Annotated in this window: 31 protein-coding genes; 21 read left to right on the top strand and 10 right to left on the bottom strand. The window is 65.7% G+C overall.

What is annotated here, in order from left to right:
• The first annotated feature begins 4 nt into the window (after positions 1-4).
• The 10 genes from FFS35_RS01850 (at position 5) to FFS35_RS01810 (ending at position 7,034) form a co-directional block, all read left to right on the top strand.
• Positions 5-241: a twin transmembrane helix small protein gene (locus tag FFS35_RS01850; RefSeq protein WP_137785401.1), complete on the top strand. Its 237-nt coding sequence runs from the start codon at positions 5-7 to the stop codon at positions 239-241.
• A gap of 95 nt (positions 242-336) precedes the next feature.
• Positions 337-894 carry a cob(I)yrinic acid a,c-diamide adenosyltransferase gene (locus FFS35_RS01845; protein ID WP_137785400.1) on the top strand — a complete coding sequence of 186 codons (558 nt, stop codon included), beginning with the start codon at positions 337-339 and terminating at the stop codon, positions 892-894.
• Positions 895-1,149: 255 nt separating this feature from the next.
• Positions 1,150-2,061, top strand: a complete 912-nt coding sequence (locus FFS35_RS01840) for a heme o synthase (protein ID WP_137785399.1) — start codon at positions 1,150-1,152, stop codon at positions 2,059-2,061.
• Complete coding sequence (locus FFS35_RS19860; protein WP_171007464.1) at positions 2,058-2,198, top strand: hypothetical protein; 141 nt, start codon at positions 2,058-2,060, stop codon at positions 2,196-2,198. The genes FFS35_RS01840 and FFS35_RS19860 overlap by 4 nt, the downstream gene beginning before the upstream one ends.
• Positions 2,195-2,734 (top strand): cytochrome c oxidase assembly protein, encoded by a 540-nt coding sequence (locus FFS35_RS01835; RefSeq protein WP_137785398.1) that lies wholly within the window; start codon positions 2,195-2,197, stop codon positions 2,732-2,734. Before FFS35_RS19860 ends, FFS35_RS01835 begins: the two co-directional genes overlap by 4 nt.
• 34 nt (positions 2,735-2,768) lie before the next feature.
• Complete coding sequence (locus FFS35_RS01830; protein ID WP_137785397.1) at positions 2,769-3,695, top strand: cytochrome c oxidase subunit 3; 927 nt, start codon at positions 2,769-2,771, stop codon at positions 3,693-3,695.
• A gap of 82 nt (positions 3,696-3,777) precedes the next feature.
• A complete protein-coding gene (locus tag FFS35_RS01825; RefSeq protein WP_137785562.1) occupies positions 3,778-4,134 on the top strand; it encodes a DUF983 domain-containing protein in 357 nt (118 codons plus the stop codon).
• The gene (locus FFS35_RS01820) at positions 4,131-4,748 is read left to right on the top strand and encodes an SURF1 family cytochrome oxidase biogenesis protein (RefSeq protein ID WP_137785396.1); all 618 of its coding nucleotides are present in this window, start codon (positions 4,131-4,133) and stop codon (positions 4,746-4,748) included. The genes FFS35_RS01825 and FFS35_RS01820 overlap by 4 nt, the downstream gene beginning before the upstream one ends.
• An 11-nt stretch (positions 4,749-4,759) precedes the next feature.
• Positions 4,760-6,154 carry a threonine synthase gene (thrC, locus tag FFS35_RS01815; RefSeq protein WP_137785395.1) on the top strand — a complete coding sequence of 465 codons (1,395 nt, stop codon included), beginning with the start codon at positions 4,760-4,762 and terminating at the stop codon, positions 6,152-6,154.
• A gap of 7 nt (positions 6,155-6,161) precedes the next feature.
• Positions 6,162-7,034: a class I SAM-dependent methyltransferase gene (locus FFS35_RS01810; RefSeq protein WP_137785394.1), complete on the top strand. Its 873-nt coding sequence runs from the start codon at positions 6,162-6,164 to the stop codon at positions 7,032-7,034.
• Positions 7,035-7,065: 31 nt separating this feature from the next.
• Here the strand turns inward: FFS35_RS01810 and FFS35_RS01805 are convergent, their stop codons facing one another.
• The 4 genes from FFS35_RS01805 to FFS35_RS01790 all read right to left on the bottom strand — a co-directional run bounded on the left by FFS35_RS01805 (position 7,066) and on the right by FFS35_RS01790 (position 9,758).
• Entirely contained in the window at positions 7,066-7,323 is a 258-nt protein-coding gene (locus tag FFS35_RS01805; protein WP_137785393.1) for a hypothetical protein, read from the bottom strand.
• A gap of 67 nt (positions 7,324-7,390) precedes the next feature.
• Complete coding sequence (gene rlmN / locus FFS35_RS01800) at positions 7,391-8,575, bottom strand: 23S rRNA (adenine(2503)-C(2))-methyltransferase RlmN (protein ID WP_137785392.1); 1,185 nt, start codon at positions 8,573-8,575, stop codon at positions 7,391-7,393.
• Positions 8,576-8,646: 71 nt separating this feature from the next.
• Entirely contained in the window at positions 8,647-9,120 is a 474-nt protein-coding gene (locus tag FFS35_RS01795) for a hypothetical protein (RefSeq protein ID WP_137785391.1), read from the bottom strand.
• Positions 9,117-9,758, bottom strand: a complete 642-nt coding sequence (locus FFS35_RS01790; RefSeq protein ID WP_137785390.1) for a histidine phosphatase family protein — start codon at positions 9,756-9,758, stop codon at positions 9,117-9,119. The genes FFS35_RS01795 and FFS35_RS01790 overlap by 4 nt, the downstream gene beginning before the upstream one ends.
• 209 nt (positions 9,759-9,967) lie before the next feature.
• Between FFS35_RS01790 and FFS35_RS01785 the strand changes: the two genes are divergently transcribed.
• Together FFS35_RS01785 and dnaN are read left to right on the top strand one after the other, a co-directional pair.
• On the top strand, positions 9,968-10,588 hold the full coding sequence (locus FFS35_RS01785) for a porin family protein (RefSeq protein WP_137785389.1): 621 nt from the start codon (positions 9,968-9,970) through the stop codon (positions 10,586-10,588).
• Positions 10,589-10,706: 118 nt separating this feature from the next.
• Complete coding sequence (dnaN, locus tag FFS35_RS01780) at positions 10,707-11,822, top strand: DNA polymerase III subunit beta (RefSeq protein ID WP_137785388.1); 1,116 nt, start codon at positions 10,707-10,709, stop codon at positions 11,820-11,822.
• A gap of 49 nt (positions 11,823-11,871) precedes the next feature.
• Here the strand turns inward: dnaN and ung are convergent, their stop codons facing one another.
• The 3 genes from ung to FFS35_RS01765 form a co-directional block, all read right to left on the bottom strand.
• The gene (gene ung / locus FFS35_RS01775) at positions 11,872-12,573 is read right to left on the bottom strand and encodes a uracil-DNA glycosylase (RefSeq protein ID WP_137785387.1); all 702 of its coding nucleotides are present in this window, start codon (positions 12,571-12,573) and stop codon (positions 11,872-11,874) included.
• A 4-nt stretch (positions 12,574-12,577) separates the two neighbouring features.
• Entirely contained in the window at positions 12,578-13,702 is a 1,125-nt protein-coding gene (locus FFS35_RS01770) for an acyltransferase family protein (RefSeq protein WP_137785386.1), read from the bottom strand.
• 86 nt (positions 13,703-13,788) lie between these two features.
• Positions 13,789-14,310 carry a DUF1993 domain-containing protein gene (locus tag FFS35_RS01765; protein ID WP_137785385.1) on the bottom strand — a complete coding sequence of 174 codons (522 nt, stop codon included), beginning with the start codon at positions 14,308-14,310 and terminating at the stop codon, positions 13,789-13,791.
• Positions 14,311-14,396: 86 nt separating this feature from the next.
• Here FFS35_RS01765 and ispG point away from each other — a divergent pair, with 86 nt between their 5' ends.
• From ispG to FFS35_RS01735, 6 genes are read left to right on the top strand one after another with little or no spacing between them, the layout of a single operon-like run.
• Positions 14,397-15,512 carry a flavodoxin-dependent (E)-4-hydroxy-3-methylbut-2-enyl-diphosphate synthase gene (ispG, locus tag FFS35_RS01760; RefSeq protein WP_137785384.1) on the top strand — a complete coding sequence of 372 codons (1,116 nt, stop codon included), beginning with the start codon at positions 14,397-14,399 and terminating at the stop codon, positions 15,510-15,512.
• Between the two features lie 28 nt (positions 15,513-15,540).
• Positions 15,541-16,053: a TIGR02281 family clan AA aspartic protease gene (locus tag FFS35_RS01755; RefSeq protein ID WP_137785383.1), complete on the top strand. Its 513-nt coding sequence runs from the start codon at positions 15,541-15,543 to the stop codon at positions 16,051-16,053.
• A 32-nt stretch (positions 16,054-16,085) separates the two neighbouring features.
• The gene (locus tag FFS35_RS01750; RefSeq protein ID WP_137785382.1) at positions 16,086-16,982 is read left to right on the top strand and encodes a DMT family transporter; all 897 of its coding nucleotides are present in this window, start codon (positions 16,086-16,088) and stop codon (positions 16,980-16,982) included.
• Complete coding sequence (locus FFS35_RS01745; protein WP_137785381.1) at positions 16,979-17,461, top strand: GNAT family N-acetyltransferase; 483 nt, start codon at positions 16,979-16,981, stop codon at positions 17,459-17,461. The genes FFS35_RS01750 and FFS35_RS01745 overlap by 4 nt, the downstream gene beginning before the upstream one ends.
• The gene (locus FFS35_RS01740) at positions 17,461-17,775 is read left to right on the top strand and encodes a multidrug efflux SMR transporter (RefSeq protein WP_137785561.1); all 315 of its coding nucleotides are present in this window, start codon (positions 17,461-17,463) and stop codon (positions 17,773-17,775) included. Before FFS35_RS01745 ends, FFS35_RS01740 begins: the two co-directional genes overlap by 1 nt.
• Positions 17,772-18,116, top strand: coding sequence for a TfoX/Sxy family protein (locus FFS35_RS01735; RefSeq protein WP_137785380.1), 345 nt, complete (start codon positions 17,772-17,774; stop codon positions 18,114-18,116). The genes FFS35_RS01740 and FFS35_RS01735 overlap by 4 nt, the downstream gene beginning before the upstream one ends.
• 62 nt (positions 18,117-18,178) lie before the next feature.
• Here FFS35_RS01735 and ppa read toward each other — a convergent pair whose 3' ends face one another.
• The 3 genes from ppa to FFS35_RS01720 all read right to left on the bottom strand — a co-directional run bounded on the left by ppa (position 18,179) and on the right by FFS35_RS01720 (position 21,422).
• Positions 18,179-18,718, bottom strand: a complete 540-nt coding sequence (ppa, locus tag FFS35_RS01730; RefSeq protein ID WP_137785379.1) for an inorganic diphosphatase — start codon at positions 18,716-18,718, stop codon at positions 18,179-18,181.
• Positions 18,719-18,764: 46 nt separating this feature from the next.
• Complete coding sequence (locus FFS35_RS01725; RefSeq protein ID WP_137785378.1) at positions 18,765-20,690, bottom strand: PDZ domain-containing protein; 1,926 nt, start codon at positions 20,688-20,690, stop codon at positions 18,765-18,767.
• Between the two features lie 72 nt (positions 20,691-20,762).
• Complete coding sequence (locus tag FFS35_RS01720) at positions 20,763-21,422, bottom strand: DUF1345 domain-containing protein (protein ID WP_137785377.1); 660 nt, start codon at positions 21,420-21,422, stop codon at positions 20,763-20,765.
• A gap of 77 nt (positions 21,423-21,499) precedes the next feature.
• Here FFS35_RS01720 and hisS point away from each other — a divergent pair, with 77 nt between their 5' ends.
• The 3 genes from hisS to prmC are packed head-to-tail and all read left to right on the top strand — an operon-like array spanning position 21,500 to position 24,652.
• Complete coding sequence (hisS, locus tag FFS35_RS01715; protein ID WP_137785376.1) at positions 21,500-22,756, top strand: histidine--tRNA ligase; 1,257 nt, start codon at positions 21,500-21,502, stop codon at positions 22,754-22,756.
• Positions 22,753-23,829, top strand: a complete 1,077-nt coding sequence (gene prfA / locus FFS35_RS01710) for a peptide chain release factor 1 (protein ID WP_137785375.1) — start codon at positions 22,753-22,755, stop codon at positions 23,827-23,829. The genes hisS and prfA overlap by 4 nt, the downstream gene beginning before the upstream one ends.
• Positions 23,792-24,652 carry a peptide chain release factor N(5)-glutamine methyltransferase gene (gene prmC / locus FFS35_RS01705; RefSeq protein WP_137785374.1) on the top strand — a complete coding sequence of 287 codons (861 nt, stop codon included), beginning with the start codon at positions 23,792-23,794 and terminating at the stop codon, positions 24,650-24,652. The genes prfA and prmC overlap by 38 nt, the downstream gene beginning before the upstream one ends.
• Positions 24,653-24,755: the final 103 nt, after the last annotated feature.

The following is a 24,755-nucleotide window of genomic DNA, read 5'->3' as shown; positions in this document are numbered from 1 at the left end:
GAGCATGAAGATCTTCCTCGTCATTCTGCTGGTGGCAGCGATGATCGCCACGGTGGTCGCGCTCTTGCGCGGCGTCATTACATTTCTTCAGGGTGCGAGCGCGGAGGCGCGCGGCGAGGTGGGCTCAGGCCCCACCGCCAGCCAGCTCAAATCGAACCGCATGATGCAGCAGCGCATCCTTTTTCAGGCGCTGGCGATCCTGATCTGCGTCGTGCTGCTGTTCGCGATGGGGCGGACGTAAGATTTTAACAGCGTTGCCGGCCTGCGGCCCGCGCGCCGTTATGGACTGACGCCGCCGCCGAAGCCCGGTCGATGGCGGCGCCGTGAGGATTGACGATGGTAAAGCTCAACAAGATCTACACCCGCACCGGCGATGCGGGGACAACCGGGCTGGTCGATGGCAGCCGCGTCGCCAAGACCGATCCGCGCATGCAGGCGATCGGCGATGTGGACGAGGCGAACTCCGCGATCGGCGTCGCGATCGCCACTATCGACGATCCGGCGTTGCGCGCGGCACTGCTGCGTATCCAGAACGACCTGTTCGATCTCGGCGCCGATCTCGCTACGCCCGGTGAGGATTTCACGCCGACCGAGATGACGCTGCGCATCGATCCCGCGCAGGTCGAGCGGCTCGAGGCAGAGATCGATGAGATGAATGCGGCGCTGGAACCGCTGCGCAGCTTCGTCCTGCCGGGCGGCGCGGCCGCCGCGCTGCACCTTGCCCGCGCGATCACGCGACGGGCGGAGCGATCGGCGGTCGGGATCGACGGTGGCGCCAATCCGCAGGCGTTGATCTACCTTAACCGCCTGTCGGACTTTCTGTTCGTCGCCTGCCGTGCGGTGAACCTTCGCGCTGATGGCGATGTGCTGTGGGTGCCCGGCGGGGCGCGATAGGAAAATGGCCGGCGCGCACGGTTGTCGCGGTCGCGCTCATCGCTCCCAATAATGGCATAAGGGTCGGCCGGTCATTGGCGGTGCGACGATCGTCGCTTATGGCGATGGGCGCGGTTCCCGGCAGTCCCAGCCCGCAAAAGCAGGATGAATGGCCGCTTGGCTGGATCGGCACTTGCCACGAACGCCGCATCGACGCCATCGACATCCCGCCCTTCCCCCGCGCCGCGCGACAAGCTATGGCCCGCGCAGACCAGCATGAGCACCGCCTCTCCCCTTCTGCCGCCAGCACATTGGCGGGATTTCCTGGCGCTGACCAAGCCCCGGGTGATGACGCTCGTCGTTTACACCGGGCTGTGCGGGCTGCTTGCCGCGCCCTCGATCGACGGGCATCGCGTCCATCCCGTGCTCGGCTTCACCGCGATCCTGTGCATCGCGCTCGCGGCCGGGGCGGCAGGCGCGCTCAATCAATGGTATGAAGCGGATATCGATGCCGTGATGCGACGCACCGCCGCGCGGCCGCTGCCCGCCGGGCGGATGGATCGGCAGGCGGCGCTTCATTTTGGTGTCGGCCTCGGCGCGTTCGCGGTGATCCTGATGGGGTTGGCGCTCAACGTGCTGGCGGCTGCGATACTGGCGGCATCGATCCTGTTCTACGTGCTGATCTACACCGTGTGGCTGAAGCCGCGCACGCCGCAGAACATCGTGATCGGCGGTGCGGCGGGCGCGTTCCCGCCGCTGATCGGCTGGGCGGCGGCGACAGGGCATATCGCGCTGCTGCCGGTACTGATGTTCCTGCTCGTCTTTTTGTGGACGCCGCCGCATTTCTGGGCGCTCGCGCTGTTCGTGAAGACCGATTACGCCAATGCCGGAATCCCGATGCTGCCGGTTGTGGCGGGCGAGCGGACGACGCGGCGCCAGATCGGGCTGTATACGATCCCGATGGCCGTTGCTGCGGTGCTGCCGTGGCCGCTCGGGCTTTCGGGTGAGGTGTACGGGCTGGTGTCGGTGGTGATGACGGCGTGGTTCGGCTGGCTCGCGCTGCGCGTGGCGACGCGCACCGCCGAGCCCGACGATGCGATGAAGCCTGAAAAGGCCCTGTTCAAATTTTCGATCCTCTACCTGTTCGTCGTGTTCGGCGCGCTGGTGACAGACCGGTGGATGGCATGAATAGCGAAGATGAAAAGCTGATCCGGCAGCGGCAGAAGGGCCGCGCGATCGTGATGGGGCTGCTGCTTGGCGCGTTCGTCGTGCTGGTGTTCGCCATCACGATCGTCAAGATCAAGGCGGGGATGGTGGCGCGGTGAGGGTCGCGCGCACCACCCGCACCGCGCTGCTGGCGGTACTCGGCATCTGCTTCATGACCGGGCTCGCCTTTGCCAGCGTGCCGCTTTACCGCTTGTTCTGCCAGGCGACCGGCCTCAACGGCACCACGCAACGCGGGCTGGCGGCGCCGGGCGCGGTGGATCGCGCGATCCGCATCGATTTCGACGCCAACACCAGCACGCATCTGCCATGGCGCTTCACGCCGGAGCAGGGCAGCGAGACCGTGAAGGTCGGCGCGCGTGACATGGCGTTCTTCACCGCCACCAATCGCGCCGCGGTGCCGATCACTGGCACCGCCACGTATAACGTAACGCCATATCAGGCGGGAAAGTATTTCACGAAGATCGAGTGTTTCTGCTTCACGCAGCAGACGCTGAAGCCGGGTGAGACGGTGCGAATGCCGGTGATCTTCTTCGTCGATCCGAAGATCCTGACCGATCCCGATACCAGGGATGTCGAGACGATCACGCTCAGCTATACATTTTACCCGGTGGATTCCGGGAAAACCTCAAGCTAGAGAACCAGCCACTTAGGAACAGGGAACGTAACGAATGGCCGGCGCGAAGAACCACGATTATCACATCCTGCCACCCGATCCGTGGCCGCTGATCGGATCGTTCGCCGCGCTCGCGATGGCCGCGGGCGGCATCATGTGGATGCACGGCGGGCATGTGGGCAAGCCCAACGGTGGCGGCTTCCTGTTCTTCGCCGGGCTGTTCGCGGTGCTGTTCACGATGTTCTGCTGGTGGCGCAATGTCATCAAGGAAGCGCACGCGGGCGACCATACGCCGGTGGTGCAGCTTCACTTCCGCTATGGCATGATCCTGTTCATCGCCTCTGAAGTGATGTTCTTCGTCGGCTGGTTCTGGGCCTATTTCGATTTCGCGCTGTTTCCCGCCGCAATCAGCTTCGTCAACGGGCAGGTCGAGCATGCGGCCGATGGCGCCGCGGCGATCGCCGCTCAGTGGCCGCCGAAGGGGCTGGAGGTCATCAACGCCTTCGAATTCCCGCTGCTCAACACACTGATCCTGCTGACCAGCGGAACGACGGTCACCTGGGCGCACCATGCGCTGATCCACAATCAGCGCGGCGGCGAAAAGGTCGGCCTGTGGGGCCTGCTCGGCGTCGGCAATCGCGACAGCGTGCTCAAGGGCTTGTGGCTGACGATCGTGCTCGGCCTGATCTTCTCGTCGATCCAGGCCTATGAGTACATTCACGCGCCGTTCCCGTTCAAGGGGCTGAACTATGGCGCGGCCTTCTTCATGGCGACCGGTTTCCACGGCTTCCATGTCATCATCGGCACGATCTTCCTCACCGTGTGCCTTATCCGCGCATACAAGGGCGATTTCACGCCGCGGCAGCATTTCGGCTTCGAGGCGGCGGCCTGGTACTGGCATTTCGTCGACGTGGTGTGGCTGTTCCTGTTCGTCGCCATCTACGTCTGGGGCGGCTGGGGCGCGCCGGTTCACGGTGGGTGATGCTGAGAGCGGTTCGGGACCGGCGGATTCGCCCGCCGGTTCGCGATCCGAGGATAACGGACAAGCGGGCGCGGCGGGAACGATCTCGCCGCGCCCTTTCGATTGTGGGTTCAGGGGGGTCTGTCCGCGTTGCGGCGGCAGGACGTTGTTCGCGGGCTGGGTGAAGTTTGCCGATCGGTGTCGCATATGCTGGTTGGACTATGCCGCGTTCAACGTTGGCGACGGACCGGCGGCGTTCCTGACGCTGATCCTGGGAACGCTTGTCGTGATCGGCGCGGTGGCGCTGGAGCTGACGATCGAGCCGCCGTTGTGGGTTCAGCTTCTGCTATGGACCCCCGTGACGCTTGGTGGCGTGGTGTTCAGCCTGCGCCTGGCCAAGGGCTGGCTGATCGCACTCGAATATCGCAATGCCGCGCATGAGGGGCGATTGAAGCAATGACGCGTTGGCCGGTAATGCCCACGATCCTGGTCGCGCTCGCGGTGGCGGCGATGATCGGGCTTGGCCTGTGGCAGCTCCTGATCCGGCTGCCGGAAAAGGAAGCGCAACTGGCGCAGCTTGCGGCCAACCCCGGCAAGCCTGCGATCGCTTTCCCGCGCTTCCCCGATGACGCGTTGCTGTTTCGTCGTGCGACCGGTTTCTGTCTGTCGGTCGCAAGCATCGAGCGCGCCGGGGCGGGGAATTCCGGCTACCGCCTGATCGCCCATTGTCGCACCGGGGCGGAGGGCCCGGGGATGAAAGTGCAACTTGGCACCACGCGCGATCCCGATGCGAAGGTGCAATGGAGCGGCGGCAAGGTTTCGGGCTGGGTAAGCCACGCGCCGGACGCACGACCGCTGATCGCCGGCCTGTTCGATCATATGCCGCGCGAACTTCTGCTCGTGGCGGATGCGCCGCCTCCGGGCCTTGCGCGGAACACGCGGCCGGATATCACGATCGTGCCCAACAACCACTTCGCCTATGCCGTGCAATGGTTCTTCTTCGCGGCCGTTGCGGGGGTGATCTACGTGCTGGCGGTGCGGCGGAGGATTGCCCGCATGAACGACGCGCGTTAGGCGCGTCGTTCATGCGCTATATTTCCACCCGCGGGGCCGCGCCGGCTCTGGATTTCCGCGACGTCACGCTTGCGGGCCTCGCTGCCGATGGCGGCCTGTATCTCCCGGAACGCTGGCCGACGCTGAGCCGGGACGCGATCGCCGGACTGGCGGGCCTTTCCTATGTCGATACGGCGGTGGCGGTGATGGCGCCGTTCGTGGGAGACAGCCTGACGAACGACGAACTCAAGTCGCTGTGCAGCACGGCTTACGGCAGGTTCGATCATGCCGCCGTCACGCCGCTCGTCCAGCTCGATCATGATCGATGGCTGCTGGAACTGTTCCACGGCCCGACGCTGGCGTTCAAGGATGTCGCGCTCCAATTGCTCGGCCTTCTGTTCGAAAAATTTCTTGCCGGCAGCGATCGCCACCTCACCATCGTGGGCGCGACCTCGGGAGACACCGGCTCCGCCGCGATCGACGCGGTGGCGGGGCGCGCGGGCGTCGATATCTTCATGCTTCATCCGGAAGGCCGGGTGAGCGACGTGCAGCGCCGCCAGATGACCACGGTCGGCGCGCCAAACGTCCACAATATTGCGATTCGCGGCGATTTCGATTCCGCGCAGGCGCTGGTGAAGGCGATGTTCAACGATCCGGGTTTTTCCGGGCGGTTCAGCCTGTCGGCAGTCAATTCGATCAACTGGGCGCGGCTGATGGCGCAGGTGGTCTATTATTTCTACGCCGCCGTACGGCTCGGCGCGCCGGAGCGAGCGATCTCGTTCAGCGTGCCGACCGGCAATTTCGGCGACGTGTTCGCAGGCTATGTCGCCGTGAAGATGGGCTTGCCGGTGGCGAAGCTGATCGTGGCCACCAACGTCAACGACATCCTCGCGCGCGCGCTGGCGAGCGGCGATTATTCGTGCCGCACGGTCGTGCCGACGCCGACACCCTCGATGGACATCCAGGTTTCCTCGAATTTCGAGCGCTTGCTGTTCGATCTCGGCGGGCGGGACGGCAACGCGCTGGCAGAACAGATGCGCGGGTTCGAGGCGACGCGCGCGATGCGGCTGAGCAACGCGCAACAGGAGGGCGCGGCGGCGCTGTTCGCGAGCGAGCGGGTCGATATCGATGACATGTCGCTGGCGATGCGCTGGGCGTTCGAGCGCGCCGGGCAGGTGATCGATCCGCACAGCGCGATCGGCCTCGCCGCGGCGCGCCGCCAAGCCGGGGAGGCGCCGGTAGTGACGCTGGCTACCGCGCATCCGGCGAAATTCCGCGACGCGGTGGAACGCGCGACGGGCGTTCGCCCCACGCTTCCTGCGCGCGTCGGAGACCTGTTCGACCGCGAAGAGCGCTATGTCACGCTCGATGCGACGTTCGAGGCGGTGAGCGGCTATATCGCCGGGCTGGCCTCTCCGCGCAGGTGAGGGCGGCGTGATCCTTGACACTCTCATCGGCGACCCATGGGCGGATTATGGCCTGATCGATTCGGGCCATGGCCGAAAGCTGGAGCGCTATGGCCGCTTTCGGTTCATCCGCCCGGAACCGCAGGCATTGTGGGCGCCGGCAAAGGCGGACTGGCGGGCGCATGGCGAATTCGTGCCCGGCAGCGACGAGGATGGCGGCGGCCAGTGGCACTTCGCCGAGCCGGTGCCGCACGAGGGGTGGCCCTTGTCGTGGCGCGAGGTGCGTTTCACCGCACAGACCACGCCCTTCCGCCACCTCGGCTTCTTTCCCGATATGGCGCCGGTGTGGGGGTGGATGCGCGAGCAGCTCGCCGGCCGAAGCGAGCCGGAATGCCTCAACCTGTTTGGCTATACCGGTGTGGGCACGCTGGCGCTCTCCGCGATCGGCGCGCGGATGGTGCATGTCGATGCCTCGAAGAAATCGGTGGAAGCGGCGCGCGGCAATGCCGTGCTTTCCGGGCTGGCGGACGCGCCGGTGCGCTGGATGATCGACGATGCGGCGAAGTTCGTCGCGCGCGAGGTGCGGCGCGGGCGGCGCTATGACGGCATCCTGCTAGATCCGCCCAAATACGGTCGCGGGCCGACCGGCGAGGTGTGGCGGCTGGAGGAGAACCTGCCCGCGCTGATCGCCGATTGCCGCCGGTTGCTCGATGGCGATTCACGCTATCTTTTCCTGACGGTGTACGCCGTCCGCATGTCCGCGCTGGCGATCGGCGAGATGCTGCGACAGGCGTTCGCGGACCTGCCGGGGAAGGTGGAGGCGGGCGAACTCGGCGTGCGCGAGGAATCGCGCGGGCTGGTGCTGCCGACAGCGATCTGGGCGCGCTGGTCGCGGAGGTGAGGGGCGGGGATTGTTGGGAAGCTGCCATTAGCTAGTCAGCCGTTGTCTGAACCCAAATGCGCGACACACCCCGCTGCTCTGCCCACCTCGTCGCGGCGGCTATCGCCACCTCCAGGCTCACGTCGTTCTCCGCCAGGGATATGTAGAACGCGTCCTCTCCACCCGCTTTCTTGCCATAGCCGGTGCCAAAGAACTGCCCGTCATCGCTTGCCTCAACGACGATCCAAGTCTCTCGCTCGGACAGTAGCGGCATTTGTTCACCGGGAGCCAAATAGATGAGTTCGACCATCGCTCAACTATTCTCACGCCCAAGCAGTGTCGGCAACTGCGCGAAAGCGGTCAAAATTCCCTCAGCCTCACCCCAGAGCGGCCAGCTTCTCCTCCGCGAGCCGGTCCAGCTCCGCGCGCGTCTTGCGCTCGGACGCGGTCTTGAGCTGCCCACACGCGGCATCGATATCGCGCCCGCGCGGCGTGCGGGTGGGCGCGGAGATGCCGGCTTCGAAGATCAGCGTCGAGAACGCCTTGATCCGCTCGGGCGTGGAGCATTCATAGGGCGCGCCGGGCCATGGGTTGAACGGGATAAGGTTCACCTTCGCGGGCAGGCGATAATGGCGGATCAACCGCACCAGTTCGCGCGCGTCATCGTCCGAATCGTTCTTGTCCTTCAGCATCACATATTCGAACGTGATGCGCCGCGCGTTGTTCGCGCCGGGATAGTCGGCGCATGCCTGCAGCAGTTCCTCGATGCCGTATTTGCGGTTCAGCGGCACGATCTCGTCGCGCACCTCCTTGGTGACGGCGTGGAGCGATACGGCGAGGTTTACCCCGATCTCCTCGCCCGCGCGCGCCATCATCGGCACCACGCCCGAGGTGGAGAGCGTGATCCGCCGCTTCGAGAGCGCCAGGCCATCGCCGTCCATGACGAGCTTGAGCGCATCGCGCACGCTGTCGAAATTATACAGCGGCTCGCCCATGCCCATCATCACGATGTTGGTGAGCATCCGCCCCTCGGGCTGGCTCGGCCATTCACCGAGCGAATCGCGCGCGAGCATCACCTGCCCGACGATCTCGGCAGCGGTGAGATTGCGGACGAGGCGCATCGTGCCGGTATGGCAGAAGCGGCAGTTGAGCGTGCAGCCGACCTGGCTGGATACGCACAGCGTGCCCCGATCGGCATCGGGGATGAACACCATTTCGTAATCCTGCCCGTCGTCCGACCGGAGCAGCCATTTGCGCGTGCCGTCGGTGGAGACCTGTGCCTCGATCACCTGCGGCCGACTGATGACGAAGCGCTGGGCGAGCCACGGGCGCAAGGTCTTCGAGATATCGGTCATCAGATCGAAATCGGTGACGCCACGATTGTAGATCCAGTGCCAGAGCTGCTTGGCGCGCAGCTTGGCCTGTTTCGGCTCAAGCTGCGATGTCTCGAGCGCCATGCGCAGATCGTCTTTCGACAACCCGAGCAGGTCGATGCGCCCGTCGCTGCGCGGCGCAAGGGCGCGCGCCACGGGCACGGGATCGATGTGCCCCGGAATGGGCATGAGGGCTGCCGGCGCTGTCTGCATGACCGCGCACATAGGCGAAGTCGCGCGGTTTTTCCAGAAGCAACGATTCAGCGCCCGGCGCAGCCCAGCGCGGCGGCGTCGATCGCGGTGGCGGCGCCGGACAGGCCATAGGTATCGGCGAAGGGGCGACCGCTCGCGGCTATCGTCGACACGCTCATGCTTCGTCCGCCGCGCATCGCGGCGATCACGGCACGATCGGTGGCCGCGTCGGGAGACCAGGCGGCGGAATCGCGCGCGGAAAGATTGAAGCGGCGGTCCCCCACCGCCAGCGTCACGGTCGCGCCGGGGCGGGCCGCGGCGCTCAGGCGGACGAACAGTGCGCCGCGCCGTTCCGTGCCGAAACGACTGACCACGCTGGCGAACGGTCGCCAGCGTGAGGCGGCGCCGGCGCGCATCGGCGCGGCGATCGCGAAGCAGCGCGCGGGTGCGGCATCGCGAAACGCGCCCCAGCTTTGATAGACGCCGATGGTTGCGCGCCCCTCGGCCGCTCCGGCCAGCAACAGGAGCGCGGCCGCGATCATGCCGGGGCGTGGCCCGTGCCGAGATGCGCGACCGATTCGCGCCCACCTTCGATCAGAGTGACGGTCCCCTGCGGATGGCCGGGCAGAACTGGCGAACCGTAACGTCCAACCGGCGTTCCGGTCATCACCCCCCGCATCACGCGGCTGGAGATGCCGTGCATGATGACCAGCCGGTCGCCGGGATCGCGCGCGGTGTCGGCAAGCCATCCGGAAACGCGTCGGGCGATCGAGGGGTAATCCTCGCCGTCCGGTGCGGGGCGCAACAGGCCCTCCGCGTCGATCACCGGCCCGACTTCGCCGATGACGTCGGCGTAATAGCGGCCGCCCCAGCTTCCCATGCCGATCTCGGCCAATCGGGGATCGACGTTCGCCTCGTGCCAGTCGAGCTCGAGATGCTCCGCCACGATCGCCAGCGTCTGCAGCGCTCGGCCCGCGTTCGATGCCCACAGGGTGAGCGGCGGCCGCGGCCCGAGCAGGTCGCGCAGCGCCAGCCCCATTTCCTCCGCCTGCGCGAAGCCGGCGCGGGTGAGCGGGGTGTGGGGCGCATCGCCCTGCAGCCGGCGCGCGGCGTTGAACACGGTTTCGCCATGCCGTGCGATGAAATCACGGCCGAGGCGGGCGGGTGCCGAGGTGGTCATGAGGTGACCTTTGGACCGCTACGGCATGCCCGCGCAACGACTTATTCTTGACGTGGGCGATCGGAGCCGCACCCCGCGATTTCAACCCCCTGTGGCCGAAAAACAACGGATTTCCGCGTTTATCTGAGGTTCATGCAAAGTGCTGCGAGAACGCCCAGATAGGCTCCGCGCCCCCAGTTTCAGGGGACGGTTATCGAATGGAGTTTGTTATGCGTAAGCTCGTTATCGCCACTGCCGCCGCCGCGATGGGCGCCGCCCTCGCCACCCCGGCGCTGGCGCAGAGTCAGGCACCGTTTTCGGGTCCGCGTGTCGAGGTGCTGGCCGGATGGGATCATCTGAACGCCCATGACGGCAACGGCAGCGGGCGTGATGGCCTCACCTATGGCGGCGCGATCGGCTATGACGCGAACCTGGGTGGCAGCACGATCCTCGGCATCGAAGGCGAGATCGACGGTTCGACGACCAAGGCACGCGCCTATGACATCGTCAACACCGGCGACGCCGCGCGCCTGAAGGCGGGCCGCGACCTCTATGTCGGTGGTCGCCTCGGCTACGTCGTCTCACCGCGTGCGATGATCTATGCCAAGGCGGGCTACACCAATGCCCGCTTCAACGCGCGCTATTTCGACGGCACCGCGACGACGTTCGAGGACAGCCAGAACCTCGGCGGCTATCGTCTTGGCGCGGGCGTGGAATATAACGTGACGCCGACCGCCTACATCAAGGGCGAGTATCGCTACTCGCATTATGGCCACATCGACGGCGTCGACAATTATGATCCGAACCTCGATCGCCATCAGATCATGGCGGGCGTGGGCATGCGCTTCTGAGCGCAGCTTCGCGATCTGACGAAAAGAAGGGTCGGGGCGCTTGCTCCGGCCCTTTTTCATTGGCTAGGGTGGCGCGCTAACTGCCCCGGCCTTTGCCGCAGGGCTGGGGGATGACAGAATGAAGGCGACGATCGAACGCGCGACGCTCCTCAAGGGGCTTAGCCATGTGCAATCCGTGGTGGAGCGCCGGAATACCATCCCGATCCTGTCCAATGTCCTGATCGAGGCGACGGCGGAGGGGGCGCTGCGGCTGATGGCAACGGATCTCGATCTCCAGATCAACGAAAGCGTGCCGGCGGCGGTGGATCAGCCGGGCGCGACCACGGTTTCCGCGCACACATTGTTCGATATCGCACGCAAGCTGCCGGAGGGGGCGCAGGTGTCGCTTTCCGCCGCCGACGGCCGGATGGCGATCGTGGCCGGGCGGGCGCGCTTCTCGCTCGGCACGCTGCCGCGCGACGATTTTCCGGTGATCGCCGAGGGCGAGCTGCCGACCCAGTTCGAGATGCCCGCCGAGGCGCTGAAGCAGATCATCGACAAGACGCGCTTCGCCATCTCCACCGAGGAGACGCGTTACTATCTCAACGGCATATTCCTGCACGTCGCCGATGAGGGCGCGCAGCCGGTGTTGAAGGCGGCGGCGACCGACGGCCACCGCCTGGCGCGCGTAACCATTCCCCGCCCGGAAGGCGCGGAGGGCATGCCCGACGTGATCGTGCCGCGCAAATGCGTCGCCGAGCTGCGCAAGCTGCTCGATGAGGTCGACGGATCGGTCGGCGTATCGCTGTCCGGCACGAAAATTCGCTTCGATCTCGGCCAGGCGGTGCTCACATCGAAGCTGATCGACGGCACGTTTCCCGATTATTCGCGCGTGATCCCGACCGGCAACGACAAGATCCTCAAGATCGACCCGAAAAGCTTCATGGAAGGTGTCGATCGCGTCTCCACCATCGCCACGGAAAAGACGCGGGCGGTGAAGGTCGGGCTTGATCGCGACAAGGTGACGCTCTCCGTCACCAGCCCGGAGAACGGCACGGCGGCGGAGGAGGTGCCGGGCGAATATGTGTCCGCGCCGTTCGAGATCGGTTTCAACAGCCGCTACCTGCTCGATATCCTGGGGCAGATCGATGGCGACGTCGTGGAAGTCCACCTTGCCGATGCCGCCGCGCCGACGCTGATACGCGAGAATGACAAATCGCCCTCGCTGTATGTGCTGATGCCGATGCGGGTCTGACGGGCAGGGGCGGTGGCGGCGCGTTGCCACCGCGAAGGCGCGCCTCTGGCTATTCGGCGGCCGACGGCAAGGCCCAATCGATCGTTCCCCGCCCGTTGCCGTCAAGGAACGCGTTCGCCTTGCTGAAATGCCCGCTGCCGAACCATCCACTGTGCGCGGAAAGCGGCGAAGGATGCGGCGCCTTCAACACGAGATGGTGCCCGCCCTGCTCCACGCCCCGCACGAACCCCGCCTTCTTCTGGGCGTAGCTGCCCCACAGCATGAACACGATCGGCTCCGGCCGCGCGGCGAGCAGACGGATGATCGCGTCGGTGAACTTTTCCCAGCCGCGGTCGCGGTGCGCGGCGGCCTGCCCGCTCACCACGGTCAGCACGCTGTTGAGCAGCAGCACGCCCTGCCGCGCCCAGCTTTCGAGGAATCCGTGCGCCGGCCGCGCGATGCCGCAATCGGCTTCCAGCTCCTTGTAGATGTTGACGAGGCTCGGCGGCGGACGAACCCCGGGCGGCACGGAAAAGCACAGTCCATGGGCCTGTCCCGGCCCGTGATAGGGGTCTTGCCCCAAGATCACCACCCGCACGTCGGGCAGCGCAGTCAGCACCAGCGCGCGGAACCAGTCGGCGGAATGGGGGAAGATCTGCTTGCCCGCCGCCTTCTCCGCACGGAGAAAGTCACGCAGCGCTGCCATATAATCGCTGGCGAATTCGGCACGCAGCGGCTCCAGCCATGTCGGATGCATCTTCGGCTCGGCCATGTCGCTATCCTCTGAGCCGCAGCCCGATCAGCGGGCGGATGAGCGGAACTGCCCGGCCGCCGAGGTAAAAGGCCCAGCACCCCGTTACCGTCGCGGCGACCAGGATCGCGAATTCGGCCGGGCCGGAAAGACGCAGCGGCAACAGCCAGAACATCACGAGCACGATGATCGTCTGGTGAATGATATAGAAGGGGAATACCGCTTCCGTCAGGATCCTGCGCGCGGGCGTGTCATGGTTCCACCAGCGATCCGCGACACCGAGCAGTGCGGCGATCGCGCCCCATTGCTGCAACGCATGCACCGCGCCATAGGGACGCAGCACCCAGCGGGGCGTCCGCACCGAAGGCGGCCAGGTATATTCGATCGCCAGCACCGTGCCGAATGCCGCCAGCGCGATCACTGCCGCGACCGGCCACAGCCGCCGCAGCGCAGCCATCGCCGCGACCGAGCGGGCCAGCCCGAAGCCGAACAGGAAATCAGGCACGTACATGAAATGCGCCATCGTATCGTCGATCAGCATGTGCGTCTCGCCGACCATCGGGAACCACCATGCGTGAACGGCCAGCGCCCACGCCGTCGGGATCACGATCACGCCCCAGCCGCCGAATACCCGGTCGAACCAGCGTTGCGGCGCATCGCTGCGCACCAGCGCCACCAGCAGCGCGAGCGCAAGCGTATAGACCCACAGATAGCCGATGAACCACAGATGGTTCCATGTCGGCAGCAGGATTCCGCCAAGCTTCCCGAAGCGGAAATAATCGTGCAGCCAGAAATAGGGAAAGCCATGGGCGTATCCCAGCTTGGTCACCAGCTCGACCCACGGCTGCGGCGGCACGATCACCGCGATGCCGAATGCGAGCGGCACGAGCAGCCGCCAGCTGCGATTGGCGATGAACGGCACCAGTCCGGCCGACCGCCGGATCAACGCGCGGCTGGCATAGCCCGAAACGACGAACAGCAGCGGCAGACGCCACGCGTTGGTCGCCATCATCGGCAGCGTCGTCCAGTCCTCGCCGTTGGTGGACTTCACGTGGAAGTTCCACGGCACGAAGACCATGCCGATATGATAGAGGATGAGCAGCCCGAATGCGCCGATCCGCAGCCAGTCCATCCCGTAATGTCGCGCCATCCGATCGGCTGTAAGGCGCAAACCCGGCCATAACAATCGCATACGGCGGCGTGACGCCCGATCGCGCCAGGCCGCCCGGCGGAGCCTCAACGCTTGAAGCGCGGCATCCCCATGAAATCGCGCTTGCCGATCTGAACGCCTTTGGCGCGCAGGATCGCATAGGCGATCGAAGCGTGGAAATAGAAATTAGGCTGCGAAAAACTGAGCAGGAAGGATGCGCCCGTAAACGGCATCGCCGTCTCGCCGAAACGGAATTCGGTGTCGCGATCGCCCAGAGCATCGATCTCGGCCGGGACGAGCGCCTTCAACGTGGCGATCGCCTGCTGCAGCTTGGCGCGCAGCCCCGCAAAATCGGTGGGCCACGCATCCAGGTTGGGCGAATAGCTCCCCGCGCGGACGCCCTCGATTGATCCAAGCGCATGTTCGACGGCAGCCTTCACCTGATAGCCGAACGGCAGCATGTCCGGCGCGAGCCGCGCACCGATCAGATCGGACGGGGCGATCCCCTGTTCGGCGCAGAACGTCTCCGCCTTGACGATCAGGCCCTCCAGCGCGGCGAGAATCTGAATGTTCGACGGAATGGTCGCATCATAAAGGGAAAGCGTCATCGATCCTGCTCCTTTTCGGTAACGTGGCGTTTCACTCCGCGTCCCAAGCCGCTATATCGCGGTGAACCCCGATAGGAAGCTTGTCCATGTCCGTTCGCCCCTGGCGCGATATCCACCGCCGCAAGAGCCGCCAGATCATGGTCGGCAATGTGCCGGTCGGTGGGGATGCCCCCGTCACCGTTCAGACGATGACCAACACCCCGACCAGCGACGCGCGCGCGACGATCGACCAGATCCGCCGCTGCGAGGACGCCGGGGTGGATATCATCCGCGTGAGCTGCCCCGATGTCGAGAGCACCGCCGCCTTCCGGCAGATCGTTCGCGCCGCACGCGTGCCGATCGTCGCCGACATCCATTTTCACTACAAGCGCGCGCTGGAGGCGGCGGATGCCGGCGCGGCGTGCCTGCGCATCAACCCCGGCAACATCGGCTCGGCGGAACGTGTCAATGAAGTGGTCAACGCCGCCAAGGCGAATGGCTGCGCGATCCGTATCGGCGTGAACGCGGGCAGCCTCGAGAAAGACCTGCTGGAAAAATACGGTGAACCTTGCCCGGAGGCGCTGGTCGAAAGCGCGCTCGATCATATCAAGCTGCTCCAGGATCGCGACTTCCACGAGTTCAAGGTTGCGGTGAAGGCATCCGATATCTTTCTCGCGGTCGCCGCCTACCAGCAGCTTGCCGAGGCGGTGGATTGCCCTCTGCATCTGGGCATCACCGAGGCAGGCGGCTTCGTGGGCGGCACGGTCAAATCCGCGATCGGGATCGGCTCGCTCCTTTGGTACGGTATCGGCGACACGATCCGCGTATCGCTCTCGGCTGAGCCGGAAGAAGAAGTGCGCGTCGGCTTCGAGATTCTGAAGAGCCTTGGTATCCGCAACCGGGGCGTGCGCGTGGTGAGTTGTCCGAGTTGCGCGCGGCAGGGGTTCGACGTGATCCGCACCGTGCAGGCGCTGGAGGAGCGGCTCCAGCATATCCGCACGCCGATGTCGCTCTCCGTGCTCGGGTGCGTCGTCAACGGGCCGGGCGAGGCGCGCGAGACCGATATCGGCATCACCGGCGGCGGCAACGGCAAGCACATGGTGTATCTGTCCGGCGTCACCGATCACCATGTGCAGGATGCCGACATGATCGAGCACATCGTCAAGCTGGTCGAAGCCAAGGCGGCCGAAATCGACGCGGCGAACGAAAAGGCGGCGGCGTAACCATTCCCTAAGCGCGGCGCGGTAGGGCATGCCGATGCGCACCGCGATGCTCCTGATGATCGCTGCCGGTACGGTGATCGGCCTCGCGCTGCCCGGCGCGCGGCCCGGCGGCACTGCGCGGGCGAAAGTGGATATCGCGGCAGTCGCCTCGTCCGGCGCTGCGCCCAATTACCAGCGGCCGCGCGAAACGGTGATCCAGCGCGACGACAGCGGCCATTTCTACGCCTTCGCCACTGTCAACAACGAACCGGTCCGCTTCGTGGTCGACACCGGCGCGACAACGGTCGCGCTGACGGCGGAAGATGCGCGGCGTGCGCATGTCAGCGTCGACCCGTCGCAGTTCGTGCCGGTTGGTTATGGCGCGGGCGGCGAAGTGCGTGGACAGCCGGTGACGCTCGATCGGATCGAGCTGGACGGAAAAGCCGTGGGCGCGGTGCGGGCGGTGGTGCTGCCGGACCTGCGGGTATCGCTGCTCGGCCAATCCTATCTGCGCCAGATCGGCAGCGTATCGATCAGCAACAATGAGATGCGCCTCAATTAGCGCGCTGGCGCACACCCGGCTAAGCGAGATGGATGAATCGGCCGCTTTCCCCCGCGCTGGCCTTCGCCGTCGCGGCGGCGGGGATCGGCCTGTTCTCGATCATGGACGCGTTCATGAAATCGCTGACGCTTGCGCTCGGCGTTTATAACGCGCTGATCTGGCGCACAGGTGCGTCCACCGCGTTCGGGCTGGCGGGCTGGATTGCGGGGGGCGCCCCGCGACCCAGCCGGCGCGGGATGCGTCTGCATATGGTGCGTGGGGCGATAACGGCGGCGATGGCGCTGCTGTTCTTCTGGGGCCTCGCGCGCATTCCGATGGCGCAGGCGATCACGCTGGCATATATTGCGCCGTTGCTGGCGCTGCTGTTCGGCGCCCTGTTCCTGCAGGAGCGGGTCGGGCGGCGGGTGATCGCCGCTTCCGTTGCGGCATTCGCAGGGGTGCTTGTGGTGCTCGCGGGGCAATCGAGCCTCGCGCTGGGCCGGCAGGGGATGGAAGGGACGATCGCGGTGCTGGCCTCGGCGCTGCTCTACGCGGTAAATCTGGTGGTCGCCCGGGTGCAGAGCCAGGCGGCCGGACCATCCGAGATCGCCTTTTTCCAATCCGCGCTCGTCACGCTGTTCCTCGCGCTTGGCGCGCCTTGGCTGCTCGCGGTGCCGGAGGCGGGGCAATGGTGGAAGATCGCCGTCGGCGGGTTGCTGGCGACCAGCTCGCTGTTCCTGCTGGGCTGGGCCTATGCGCATGGCGAGGCGGGCTATCTCGCGACCTCCGAATATACGTCTTTCCTCTATGCCGCGACGCTCGGCTATATCGTGTTCGGGGAGCAGCTTTCGCTCCACACGCTCGCCGGCGCGGCGATCATCGTCGCCGCCTGTCTTTATGGCGCGCGCCGTCGCGATATCGCACAGGCTGCGATAGAGGGTGCGGCATGAGCATTGTCATTCGCCCCGCCACGCCGACAGATTGCGGCATCATCCTGCGCTTCGTACGCGAACTGGCGGAATATGAGCGCGAGCCGGACGCCGTCGAGGCGAGCGAGGAGATGCTCGCCGCCGCGCTTTTTGCCACGCCCCCCGCGGCCGAGGCGCTGATCGCGGAGCAGCGAGGCGAGCCGATCGGTTTTGCCCTGTTCTTCCACAATTTCTCCACCTGGACGGGCAAGCGCGGAATCTACCTCGAGGATCTCTATGTTACGCCGGCCGCGCGCGGATCCGGCGCGGGCAGGGCGTTGCTCGTTCACCTCGCGGGCCTGGCGCTCGATCGCGGCTGCGCGCGGTTCGAATGGTCGGTGCTCGACTGGAACACGCCGGCGATCGATTTCTATCGCTCGATGGGTGCGACCGGCATGGAGGAATGGACCGTCCAGCGCGTCACCGGTGACGCACTCGTCCGCCTGGCGGGACGGGCGTGATGGCGTGGGCATGGCTGATTTTGGGAGGGCTTTTTGAAGTCGGCTTCACCACCTGCCTGCGCAATGCCGATGGCTTCCGCAATCTGCCATGGACGCTCGCTTTTCTGGCCTCCGTCACGCTTTCTATGGGTCTGCTGGAACTTGCCGCGCGCTCGATCCCGATGGGCACCGCCTACGCCGTGTGGACCGGGATCGGCGCGCTCGGCACGGTGGTGGTGGGCGTAACGCTCTACGGTGAGCCGCTGACGGCGATCCGGGGTCTGCTGATCTTCGGGGTGGTCGCCTGTATCGCCGGGCTTAAGGCGACAGCGTGACGATCGATACCGGCCTGATCACCTGGATAGCCGAGGCGCTGGAGCCACTTGGCACGCTTTCTCGCCGGCGGATGATGGGCGGCGTGACGCTCTATCTGGATGGCGCCGTGTTCGCGATTGTCGACCGCGACGACGCGCTATGGTTCAAGGCTGATGCCGCAAGCGACGCCTTCTGGGATGGCGCCGGCTGCGCGCGCTTCGCCTATGAACGGGATGGCACCATCGCGATGATCAACTATCGCCGCGCCCCCGACGAAGTTTACGATGACGCCGAAGCGATGCAGAAATGGGCCGCCCCCGCAATCGCGGCCGGGCGGCGCGCGCCACGCATGCGCAACTAGGGAAACGCCGCCCGCCCCGGTGCGGAACGGGCGGCGCGATCCCCGCTTCTAAAGAAATGCGGTCAGGCCGCCTTGGCCTGCTTGGCGCGCTCGATCGCCTCGACCACGATCTGCCGTGCCTCGGCGGCATCGCCCCAATTGCCGACGCGCACCCACTTTTCGGATTCGAGATCTTTATAGTGGGTGAAGAAATGCTCGATCTGCTGCAGCACGATCGAGGGCAGATCCTGACGCTCGCCGACGTCGGAATAATAAGGGAAGGTCGTGTCGACCGGCACGCAGATCAGCTTCTCGTCACCGCCATGCTCGTCCTCGAGATTGAGCACGCCGATCGGGCGCACGCGCACGACGCAACCGGGAATGAATGGCGAGCGTGCGATGACGAGTGCGTCGAGCGGATCGCCATCGGGCGACAGCGTATGTGGCACGAAGCCGTAGTTCGCCGGATAGCGCATCGGTGTGTGCAGGATCCGATCGACGAACAGCGCGCCGGATTCCTTGTCAAACTCGTATTTCACGGGCTCACCGCCGGTGGGCACCTCGATGACGACGTTGAGTTCCTCGGGTGGGTTCTTGCCCACGGGGATAAGGTCGATGCGCATGGTATCCTTCACTTCGCTCGAACGGAGAGACGCCGGTATCCGCGCGTCAGCGCGGCGCCAGCAGCCTGTCGAGGCCATTCTCTCCGGTGCCGATCTTTTGGAGGCGCGGGTAGCGCAGCCCGCCGTGCCAGTCGAGCGATACCGTGCGATATTCTTCGGCATTTCTGATGAGCAGCGCCACCGGGGCTTTCGTATCCTTCGCCGCCGCGATCGCGGCCTTCAACCGTTCGGCTGAATAGCTCTCGCCGTTGATCGCGGTGATCGTGGTGCCGACCTTCAGCCCGGCGGCGAATGCGGGGCTGTCCCACGTAACGCCGCTCACTACGCCACCCTCGCCGATTATCATCCCGCCCGAATAGGTGAGATCGGTAATCTTGCGGGTCTTCTCGCCGTTGCGGAACGATGGCGGCGCGGTATCGGTGTAGATCAGGCGATAGCCATTGCGCTCGAACCCCTCGATCGGCGCGCCGGCGGCGTGCTCGGTTAGCCGCTTGTTCAGATAGGCTTTCCAGTCCCACGGCTGGATCGCATTGAGCGTCTGCGCCACATCGTCGATCGTATAGGTAAGCTCGCCCCAGTCGCCGTCGCGCACCCCGAAAAAGGCGCGCGCGAAATCGTCGATCGATTTCCTGCCGCCCGATTTCTCGCGCAGCAGCGAATCGACATCCATCCAGACGAGCAGGCCCTCGTTGTAATAGTCCTCGCTGCGCTGCCAGCTCGTCCAGCCCTTGGGCTTGCGCTGGGCGATGACGGGATCGTTGGTGGTGTCGACCAGATCGCGCCAGTGCCGCGCGGGCTGCGAATCGTAATTCGCCATGATCGCGGCATACTGATCGAGCGTATCCTGCTTCGAAACCAGGCCCGACCGCGCCTGGAGCACGAAACCCCAGAATTGCGTCTGCCCCTCGTACACCCACAGCAGCGAACCGCGCATCGGCGCGCGGAAATCGGGGGTCCACAGATCGGCGCCACGCCGGAACTTGCCGTTCCAGCTATGCGTGAACTCGTGTGGCAGCAGATTGCGACGGCCCGGTCCCTCCTCCCACTTCGTGAAATAGCCGGGGGTCACGCCGTTTTCGGAGCTGCGATGATGCTCCAGCCCGATCCCGCCGAGCCTGTCGGTGATCGAAAGCAGAAAATCATAATGGTCGTAGTGCTGCGCGCCGAAGGTCTTCACCGCCTGATCGACCAGCCTTTTGTGGGCGTCAATCTGTGCCGGTGTCGCCACCAGTTCCGCCGGATCGTCGGCGAAAACGTTTAATGACACACGATCGCTGAGCGGGATCACGCGGCCATAGCGACCGGCGAGCATCGGCGAATCGACGAGGATTTCGTAATTGGTCTGCTGATAGGCCCAGGTGTTGGCGATGCCTGTCGCCTTGCCGCGCAGCGCGCCCGCCGCCGTCCAGCCCGCCGGCCAGGCAACGTTCATCCGCACGGGGATGCGCCGCGTGAAATACCCCGCCGGGTAGAGGCTCACCTGATTTGGTTGCAGGCTAATCATCGTCGGGGTCACAACGATGCGCCCCTGATCGGCGCGCGTGGCGGAAAGGAACTGAAATTCCACATCGAGCTGCTTCGCGCCAGCCGGCACGTCGATGTGGAACGCGAACACATCGACCGGATCGCGCGTCCACGGCACCTGCTTGCCGTTGGCGCGGATGACGAGGCCGGCGAGCTTCTCGATCTCCCCGCGCGGAGAATGCGCACCTGGCAGCCACTTGGGATAGAGCAACGCCATATGGCCCGCGCTCGCGACGGGGATCGCCTGCTTCACGCGCAGGATGCCGCGCACCGTATCGGTCGCGTCGACATTGATCACCATCGTGCCCGGATAGGCCTCATCGCGTGGTTGAGGAATCGTGTCGGTAAACGGCGTTGGCTGCGGCGCGGAGTTACCTGCGGGAACCTGGGCGGTCGCAGCGATCGGGGCGGTGGACAACAGAAGCACGGCGGCAATGGCACGAAGCATCAAGCAAACTTTCACAACAACACATACACGAACGGTCACGCTAACTGCCTGCGCACGTTCCCGTCCAGCCGCTCAATGCCCGCCGCTGCTGCCCAGCACGTTGATGGTGAACGCCAGCACCCCGATGTTGAACACGAACGCCGCCAGGCACTGGCCGATCGACACGCGCCGCATCCGCCGCGTTGTCATGTCCACGTCAGAGGTTTGGAACGTCATCCCCAGCGTGAAGCTGAAATAGATGAAATCCCAGTAATTCGGCTCGTCGCATTCGGGGAAATCGAGCCCGCCCGAATCCTTGCCGGCGTTGTCGCTATAATAAAGGTGCGCGTAATGCAGCGCATAGACGACGTTGGAGAACAGCCACGCAAGCGCCAGCGTGGCCACGAGCAGCACGATCGAGCGTCCCGACGGCGGCCCCCGCAGCTCGTTGGCCACCACGACCAGAATCACGATCATCACCAGCCCGGTGATGGCGAGCAGCCCGGCGCGATTGGCGTCGTTCGCTTTGGCTCGCGCCCGCACGTCGCTCGTCTCGTCCCCCAGCAGCGGCCACAGCGAGACCAGGAAGAACGCCGCGCCTGCATCGAAGCCGATCATCAGCGCCCGTCCCCAGGCGAAGCCCCAGACCATGCCGGAACCGACACCCACCGCCGCCATGATCGCCATGAAGGCTATAAAACGCAGCGGCGCGACGTGCCGCCCCACCTGCCAGCGTTGAACGCTTTGCGTCATCTGCTCTCCCGTCTCTCTCCCGGCGCGGCAAACCCTAGCGTCGGCGCGCATCCTCGCATAGATAGCCGCGCTTCATCATGGCCCGTATCCAGACCCCAAATCGCGTCCGCGGCACGCAGGACATTTTCGGCGCCGAACAGCGCCGCTTCGCCCATGTGCTCGACAAGTTCGATCGCGTCCGCAGGCTCTATTGCTTCGGTCGCGTCGACCTGCCGGTGTTCGAGGACACGCAGGTTTTCGCCCGCTCGATCGGCGAGACCACCGACGTCGTCTCCAAGGAGATGTACACCTTTCCCGACAAGGGCGGCGATTCGCTGACGCTGCGGCCGGAGTTCACCGCCGGGATCGCACGCGCCTATATCACCGAGGGGTGGCAACAGTTCGCGCCGCTCAAGCTTGCCACCTCCGGCGCGGTGTTCCGCTACGAGCGCCCGCAAAAGGGGCGCTACCGCCAGTTCCACCAGATCGACGCGGAGATTCTCGGCGCGCCGGAGCCGGCGGCGGACGTGGAATTGCTGTGCCTCGCCGACCAGCTGCTCCGCGACCTCGGCATCGCCGACGGCGTGACGCTCCAGCTCAACACGCTCGGCGACGCGGCGACCCGCGATGCGTGGCGCGATGCGCTGGTCGCGCATTTCGGGCTTCATCGCGGCGATTTGAGCGAGGACAGCCTGACGCGGCTCGACAAGAACCCGCTCCGCATCCTCGACAGCAAGGATCCGCGCGACCGCGCAATCGCCGAGGCCGCGCCGGGGATCGACGAGTTCATGACCGCCGAGGCGGGCGTGTTCTTCGAAAGTGTGACCAGCGGGCTGGACGCGGCCGGCGTGAAGTGGACGCGCAACGAGCGACTGGTGCGCGGACTGGATTATTACCGTCACACCGCGTTCGAGTTCGTCACCGACCGGCTCGGCGCGCAGGGCACGGTGCTGGCCGGCGGGCGCTATGACGGGCTGGTGGAGAGCCTCGGCGGCCCGGCGACGGCGGGTGTCGGCTGGGCGGCGGGCGTCGAGCGGCTGGCGATGCTGATCGAGGAGCCGGCGGCGGAGCCGCTCGCGGTCGCAATCGTCGCCGAAGCAAGGGAATTGGAAACGGCATCGTTCGCATTTGTCGCGGCGCTTCGCGCGGCCGGAATATCTTCCGAAATGTTTGCCTCAGGCAGCCCGAAGAAGCGCTACGACAAGGCGCTCAAAGCCAACCCCTCTTACGTCGTTTCCCTTCAGCGCGAGCATGTCGGGCAACGCATTTTGCAGCCCGATGCGGTCGATGCGAACAAGGTGCGATCAATAATCGATCCACTTATACATCGCCTGGGTGAGCTTGCGAACGCATGACCACCATCTCGCTCGAACGCATCCGGCAGATCGAGGCGCGGCGGGATGAACTCGCGGCGATGATGGCGACCGGCGATCTTTCCGGCGAACGCTTCGTCGCGGTATCGAAGGAATATGCCGAGCTTGAGCCGGTCGCGGTTGCGGCGGCGGAGGTGCGGCGGCTGCGGCAGGAGGCGGAAAGCCTCTCGTTCATGACCGAGGACGCCGATGCCGAGCTGCGCTCGATGGCCGAGGACGAACTGCGAGAGAACAAGGCGGCGCTCGAACAGGCGGACCGCAGGCTCGCGCTCGCGCTCCTCCCGCGCGACGCCGCCGACGAGCGTTCCGCGATGCTGGAGGTGCGCGCCGGCACCGGCGGTGATGAGGCGGCGCTGTTCGCGGGCGATCTGTTCCGCATGTACCAGCGCTATGCGGAGACGCAGGGCTGGCGGGTCGAGCTGATCTCTGCGTCAGAAAGCGAGGTCGGCGGGTTCAAGGAAGTCGTCGCTTCCGTCACGGGGCAGGGCGTGTTCGCCAAGCTCAAATTCGAAAGCGGCGTCCACCGCGTTCAGCGCGTGCCCGTCACCGAAAGCGGCGGCCGCATCCACACCTCGGCCGCCACCGTCGCGGTGCTGCCCGAGGCGGAAGAGGTGGACGTGCAGATCGACGACAAGGATCTGCGCATCGATATCTATCGCTCGTCGGGCCCCGGCGGCCAGTCGGTCAACACGACCGATTCGGCGGTGCGCATCGTCCATATTCCCACCGGGCTGACGGTAATCCAGCAGGACGAGAAATCGCAGCACAAGAACAAGGCCAAGGCGCTCAAGGTGTTGCGCACGCGATTGTATGAGCTTGAACGCGAACGGCTTCATGCCGAGCGGGCGGGCGCGCGCAAATCGATGGTCGGGTCCGGCGATCGCTCCGAGCGTATCCGCACCTATAATTTCCCGCAGGGCCGTGTGACCGATCATCGCATCAACCTGACGCTGCATCGCCTGCCCGAAATCCTAGCGGGCGAGATGGGTGAGCTGGTCGGCGCACTGATCGCGGAAGATGAGGCGGAGCGGCTGGCGACGCTCGACGCTGCCTGAGGTGTCACGCTCGCCGGCCAGCGGCGCGCTCGCGGTGGCGGCCGCACGCTTCGCCTTCTCCGCCACCGCGCGTCTTGATGCCGAGCTGCTGCTTGCCCATGCGCTGGGGATCACGCGCGAACGGCTGCTGCTGACGCTGGCCGACTGGCCCGTCCCGCCAGCCTTTGCCGACCTAGTGGAACGGCGCGCACGGCACGAGCCGATCGCCTATATCACCCGAACGCGCGCGTTCTGGACGATCGAGCTTGACGTCGCGCCGGGCGTGCTCATCCCGCGTGCCGACAGCGAGACGCTGATCGAGGCGGCGGTGGCGCATTTCGCCGGCACCCCCGGGCCGCGACGGGTGCTCGATCTCGGCACCGGCTCCGGCGCGCTGCTGCTCGCCGCGCTCGATCAGTGGCCGGACGCCAGCGGCATCGGGCTGGATGCGTCACCCGCTGCGCTCGCCATCGCCCGCGCGAATGCCGCCCGTGTCGCGCCGGGCCGCGCGTGCATTGCGGAGGGCGGATGGAACGGGACGGGCGAGCCGTTTGACCTGATCCTGTGCAACCCGCCCTATATCGCCACGGATACGCCGCTGCCACGCGAGGTCGCGGCCTTCGAGCCGGCGTCCGCACTGTTTGCTGGTGAGGACGGTCTCGACGATTATCGCCTCATCGCGCCGTACCTCGCAGGCCAGATCGCGACCGGCGGCGTCGCCTGTATCGAGATCGGGCATGACCAGGCCGAAAGCGCCGCGCCGCTATTCCGCGACGCCGGGTTGCGGGTCGCGCTGCGCCGCGATCTGGCCGGTCACGACCGTTGCCTTGTCATCACGCCTTGAAACCGGCGAATGCGCAACCAACATTTTGCTTTGAGAAAGCCCCGCGAACGGCTAAGAGGCCAGCAGGGGCGCACCAGATCAACTCAAGTAGTTGAAATTGGGG

It is taken from the genome of Sphingomonas sp. 3P27F8 (assembly GCF_005502745.1).
In the GTDB taxonomy this organism is placed as follows: domain Bacteria; phylum Pseudomonadota; class Alphaproteobacteria; order Sphingomonadales; family Sphingomonadaceae; genus Sphingomonas.
This window is presented reverse-complemented; position numbering and strand designations above follow the sequence as displayed.

What these genes read in the sequence shown, in the direction of transcription:
- FFS35_RS01820 (WP_137785396.1), top strand. Translation starts at nt 4,131, where the DNA reads ATGACGCGTTGGCCGGTAATGCCCACGATCCTGGTCGCGCTCGCGGTG.
- FFS35_RS01845 (WP_137785400.1), top strand. Translation starts at nt 337, where the DNA reads ATGGTAAAGCTCAACAAGATCTACACCCGCACCGGCGATGCGGGGACA.
- hisS (WP_137785376.1), top strand. Translation starts at nt 21,500, where the DNA reads ATGGCCCGTATCCAGACCCCAAATCGCGTCCGCGGCACGCAGGACATT.
- FFS35_RS01740 (WP_137785561.1), top strand. Translation starts at nt 17,461, where the DNA reads ATGGCGTGGGCATGGCTGATTTTGGGAGGGCTTTTTGAAGTCGGCTTC.
- FFS35_RS01830 (WP_137785397.1), top strand. Translation starts at nt 2,769, where the DNA reads ATGGCCGGCGCGAAGAACCACGATTATCACATCCTGCCACCCGATCCG.
- FFS35_RS01840 (WP_137785399.1), top strand. Translation starts at nt 1,150, where the DNA reads ATGAGCACCGCCTCTCCCCTTCTGCCGCCAGCACATTGGCGGGATTTC.
- FFS35_RS01805 (WP_137785393.1), bottom strand. Translation starts at nt 7,323, where the DNA reads ATGGTCGAACTCATCTATTTGGCTCCCGGTGAACAAATGCCGCTACTG.
- prmC (WP_137785374.1), top strand. Translation starts at nt 23,792, where the DNA reads ATGAGGCGGAGCGGCTGGCGACGCTCGACGCTGCCTGAGGTGTCACGC.
- FFS35_RS01795 (WP_137785391.1), bottom strand. Translation starts at nt 9,120, where the DNA reads ATGATCGCGGCCGCGCTCCTGTTGCTGGCCGGAGCGGCCGAGGGGCGC.
- FFS35_RS01725 (WP_137785378.1), bottom strand. Translation starts at nt 20,690, where the DNA reads ATGCTTCGTGCCATTGCCGCCGTGCTTCTGTTGTCCACCGCCCCGATC.
- ung (WP_137785387.1), bottom strand. Translation starts at nt 12,573, where the DNA reads ATGGCCGAGCCGAAGATGCATCCGACATGGCTGGAGCCGCTGCGTGCC.
- FFS35_RS01745 (WP_137785381.1), top strand. Translation starts at nt 16,979, where the DNA reads ATGAGCATTGTCATTCGCCCCGCCACGCCGACAGATTGCGGCATCATC.
- FFS35_RS01770 (WP_137785386.1), bottom strand. Translation starts at nt 13,702, where the DNA reads ATGGCGCGACATTACGGGATGGACTGGCTGCGGATCGGCGCATTCGGG.
- prfA (WP_137785375.1), top strand. Translation starts at nt 22,753, where the DNA reads ATGACCACCATCTCGCTCGAACGCATCCGGCAGATCGAGGCGCGGCGG.
- FFS35_RS01790 (WP_137785390.1), bottom strand. Translation starts at nt 9,758, where the DNA reads ATGACCACCTCGGCACCCGCCCGCCTCGGCCGTGATTTCATCGCACGG.
- FFS35_RS01785 (WP_137785389.1), top strand. Translation starts at nt 9,968, where the DNA reads ATGCGTAAGCTCGTTATCGCCACTGCCGCCGCCGCGATGGGCGCCGCC.
- dnaN (WP_137785388.1), top strand. Translation starts at nt 10,707, where the DNA reads ATGAAGGCGACGATCGAACGCGCGACGCTCCTCAAGGGGCTTAGCCAT.
- FFS35_RS19860 (WP_171007464.1), top strand. Translation starts at nt 2,058, where the DNA reads ATGAATAGCGAAGATGAAAAGCTGATCCGGCAGCGGCAGAAGGGCCGC.
- rlmN (WP_137785392.1), bottom strand. Translation starts at nt 8,575, where the DNA reads ATGCCCATTCCGGGGCACATCGATCCCGTGCCCGTGGCGCGCGCCCTT.
- FFS35_RS01720 (WP_137785377.1), bottom strand. Translation starts at nt 21,422, where the DNA reads ATGACGCAAAGCGTTCAACGCTGGCAGGTGGGGCGGCACGTCGCGCCG.
- FFS35_RS01750 (WP_137785382.1), top strand. Translation starts at nt 16,086, where the DNA reads ATGAATCGGCCGCTTTCCCCCGCGCTGGCCTTCGCCGTCGCGGCGGCG.
- thrC (WP_137785395.1), top strand. Translation starts at nt 4,760, where the DNA reads ATGCGCTATATTTCCACCCGCGGGGCCGCGCCGGCTCTGGATTTCCGC.
- ppa (WP_137785379.1), bottom strand. Translation starts at nt 18,718, where the DNA reads ATGCGCATCGACCTTATCCCCGTGGGCAAGAACCCACCCGAGGAACTC.
- FFS35_RS01755 (WP_137785383.1), top strand. Translation starts at nt 15,541, where the DNA reads ATGCCGATGCGCACCGCGATGCTCCTGATGATCGCTGCCGGTACGGTG.
- FFS35_RS01765 (WP_137785385.1), bottom strand. Translation starts at nt 14,310, where the DNA reads ATGACGCTTTCCCTTTATGATGCGACCATTCCGTCGAACATTCAGATT.
- ispG (WP_137785384.1), top strand. Translation starts at nt 14,397, where the DNA reads ATGTCCGTTCGCCCCTGGCGCGATATCCACCGCCGCAAGAGCCGCCAG.
- FFS35_RS01850 (WP_137785401.1), top strand. Translation starts at nt 5, where the DNA reads ATGAAGATCTTCCTCGTCATTCTGCTGGTGGCAGCGATGATCGCCACG.